The 3,000-nt window shown below is 29.6% G+C and carries 4 protein-coding genes; all 4 read right to left on the reverse strand.

All coding sequences use genetic code 11. From position 1 onward, the window contains the following. Positions 1-98: helix-turn-helix domain-containing protein (locus JJE11_RS17115; protein ID WP_291637814.1), on the reverse strand; the 98-nt coding region annotated here is incomplete at its 3' end. 286 nt (positions 99-384) lie between these two features. Beyond that, complete coding sequence (locus tag JJE11_RS17120) at positions 385-1,419, reverse strand: hypothetical protein (protein ID WP_291637807.1); 1,035 nt, start codon at positions 1,417-1,419, stop codon at positions 385-387. A 69-nt stretch (positions 1,420-1,488) separates the two neighbouring features. Continuing rightward, positions 1,489-1,845, reverse strand: coding sequence for an HsmA family protein (locus tag JJE11_RS17125; protein WP_291637810.1), 357 nt, complete (start codon positions 1,843-1,845; stop codon positions 1,489-1,491). A 207-nt stretch (positions 1,846-2,052) separates the two neighbouring features. Continuing rightward, a partial coding sequence (locus JJE11_RS17130; RefSeq protein ID WP_291637812.1) for a DUF2812 domain-containing protein occupies positions 2,053-3,000 on the reverse strand: 948 nt, incomplete at its 5' end.

A 3,000-nucleotide genomic window follows, 5' to 3' on the forward strand; every position in this document is an offset into this window, starting at 1 on the left:
AGTGATCCAATGGTCTGTCTTGAAACTTCCAATGCTGTTGCCAGTTCTTCCTGTTTAATACCACTTTGTTTTCGAATTTCTTCTAATCTGTTTTTCACAAGCAACTTCACTCCTTAATTTCGTTATTTTACGGAAAGCTAACTTTACATTAATGCTACTACTTATACTATTCTATGTCAAGCGTACTTTCCATGGAAATAAAATAAATAGCAAACTATATTCCAAGTCTGCTATTTATTTTATTAATGTTTTTTTCTTGTAGGGTAGGTAGGGAGCTGTGATACTCCCCCTGCGTGCCTTGCAACATGAGCTCAAAACGTGAAATTTCATTAAGAATTTCTAAATGAAATTTCAATGTTTCTGCTCTTCTTATTTCAAGTCTATTTAAACAGTTATTGTTTCTTCCGGTATTACCATGAGGTATGAGAACAATTCAACATCAATGATGCCATTAAAACCCTTTTGTACAGGTTTGATCATGCATGTTCGAGTTTTAAATCCATTAGTCCCAAGTTTTTTATCAGATGTAAAAAACATCGCGGATGATGAAGAGGTTTTTTGTGCTGGTTTTTCATCTAAATATTCTTTGGAGTAAAAATATAGCTGCACATCATCCTCTGTTTCATATTCAAGCATTGCTAAGTTCATTCCTTTCGGACAAGTTTTCTCAAGAAAAGTCAGATAATCTTTTTTCATCTGTTCAATCTGTTCTTCTGGCAAGACTTTCGCCAGCTCATCATCTAAATCATGATTTACTTCATCCCAAATATCATAATGCTTCATTCTGTCAATATAAAAAGTGCGAGTTTTCTTTTCGGTGGAGTCATAGAAAGAGAACTTTTTACCTTTTTCTATTTCAGCAAATTCAAGGCGTATTGACTGGTTTATAGGCACCTGTGTAAGCTCTTTATTAACTTTTAAAGTAATATCTAATTTCTTTGACAAATCTACTGTAGGAAATTCTTCGCTTTCATTTTGCTTATAAGCTGCTATAACTATATTAGCCAAATTAACTTCATTCCAATTTGTTGTAACCATTCCATTTTCGATAAAATGCTGCAGTTGCATATACCCTTCATAATTCATATCATGCATAGGACTTGAACTTGAAGATATAAATGACATCTTTTGATTTTGAATCATTATTTCAGATATATAGATATTTGGAGGAGAACTTATGTATTTGCTAATATTATTAGTCATCTCATCACGGTTTGAGGTATATTCTATTCTTTCTTCTAAATCCATTCCTGCATTAACAGGGCAAGGCAATTGATACATCGCCCATAATACATTTCTGTGTTCCTGCGAAGTTATAGAAATTAGCTGGACGTCAAGCCCCCTAATTTTTACTGTTTTATTTATGAGAATTTCTCTGTTAGGTAAAATCATTTTTTGTTTTAAATCTTTTAAAAACATAGTTTATCTCCTTTATCAAATATAAATAGTCTTTATGTCACTTTTTTTCTAAATGGAGCTTCAATAGTTTTACATGTGGTTAATCATCCCTAAAATAAAAGAAATGACCCATATAATCCATGCAAAAAAACTAAATTTGTAGAATTGAAAACTTTTGTATTTTTTATTTAATATAATCACAGACCCAATGGCATTAATTAGCATAAGCACTAATGCGATATATCCCAATATACCATGAAAACTAATTGTTGACTTACTTCCAGCAAGATTATACATTATAATAGTACTAGCCACATCAAAAATGAAGCCCATGCAAAACATAATGGCATGCCAAGGTAGCAATGTCTTTCGTTTGAATTCATTTAAAATAGAAATCGTATAAATAATAAATGCTAAATTTATTAAAATTACTGAAAAAACTAGCATTTTCCACTCCTCCTAAAAAATTAGATAATGGTAATTTAAGTAACTTTATACTATAGTAAAGTTATTACACTACTATTATTACACTTTATAGAAAAAATTGGAAATAAAATATTTAATTTTTGATATTACCTGTCCTAAGTTAAGCTAGGTTACTTTTCAATTCTTTTAGAGAGTGGATATAAGGGCTACCCACATGGCAAGGTGTTATTAATTAAATTTCTTTCTAGTTCTTAAATAATATCCTAAAGATTTTATAACAAAGTAGCCAAATTCAATTATGATTACCGAAAACATTAAGCTTATTAGTGTTTGCGATCCTACTATAGTACCTGATAAATACATTTTTAGGTTTGACTTGATTATGAATGAGTACATTATAATTATGGGAGTAAATAATATACAATAAACTATACATTGTTTTTTTGCATGTTTTATTATATGGCTGTTATCCGAGTATAAAGCTGGAATTTCATCTGAATATTCTTTTCCCCATAATGTATGTTTTGTAAAGCTTGATAAACTTGTAAAAAACATTTTCCACCCATTAGACTTATGAATTTCAAAATAGCTGTCATTTACGATAATTTGAAAATCTGAAGAATATTTAACTTTTCTTGGTTCTCCCTTCATAAAGTAAAAAGTAGTGCCTGATCTGTTCATTCTATATAGGTTATAACCCTTAAGTTCCATGTTCTCAAGCCATTCTTCTGTTTTGTCTGGAGAATAAAACCAACCAGGTTTAATTTTCTTAATAGCTTTTCCATCTTTACGTAATTTTCTTTCTACTTTATAATCTATTATTGTTTCTTTGGGTATTGTAAAACTTAAATTTAAATTTGCACCATTTTCAATGCGAAGCTTTTTATCTGATTTATTAAATTTTATAATAATGTAAATTAGTAATATTAAAACTAATAAAATTAATGTCATTGATAATTTAGCCCCTGGCATATAAGTAACATTCAAAGAACCATTGGTAGAATAAAAAAGTAGTCCGGTAAGAATAAGCAGTGGCATGATTAACCACAACGTCAATAGGGAACCAATAGAGTATTTAATATTGCGACTTCTATTTAATAGACTTTCTCTTGAAGGATGTGTTTTTATTTGAGATTTATCATTTTCATTTGCGAGAATACTCCATTTACCCTTTGA

Source organism: Clostridium sp. (assembly GCF_016650095.1).
Classification (GTDB): domain Bacteria; phylum Bacillota; class Clostridia; order Clostridiales; family Clostridiaceae; genus Clostridium_AD.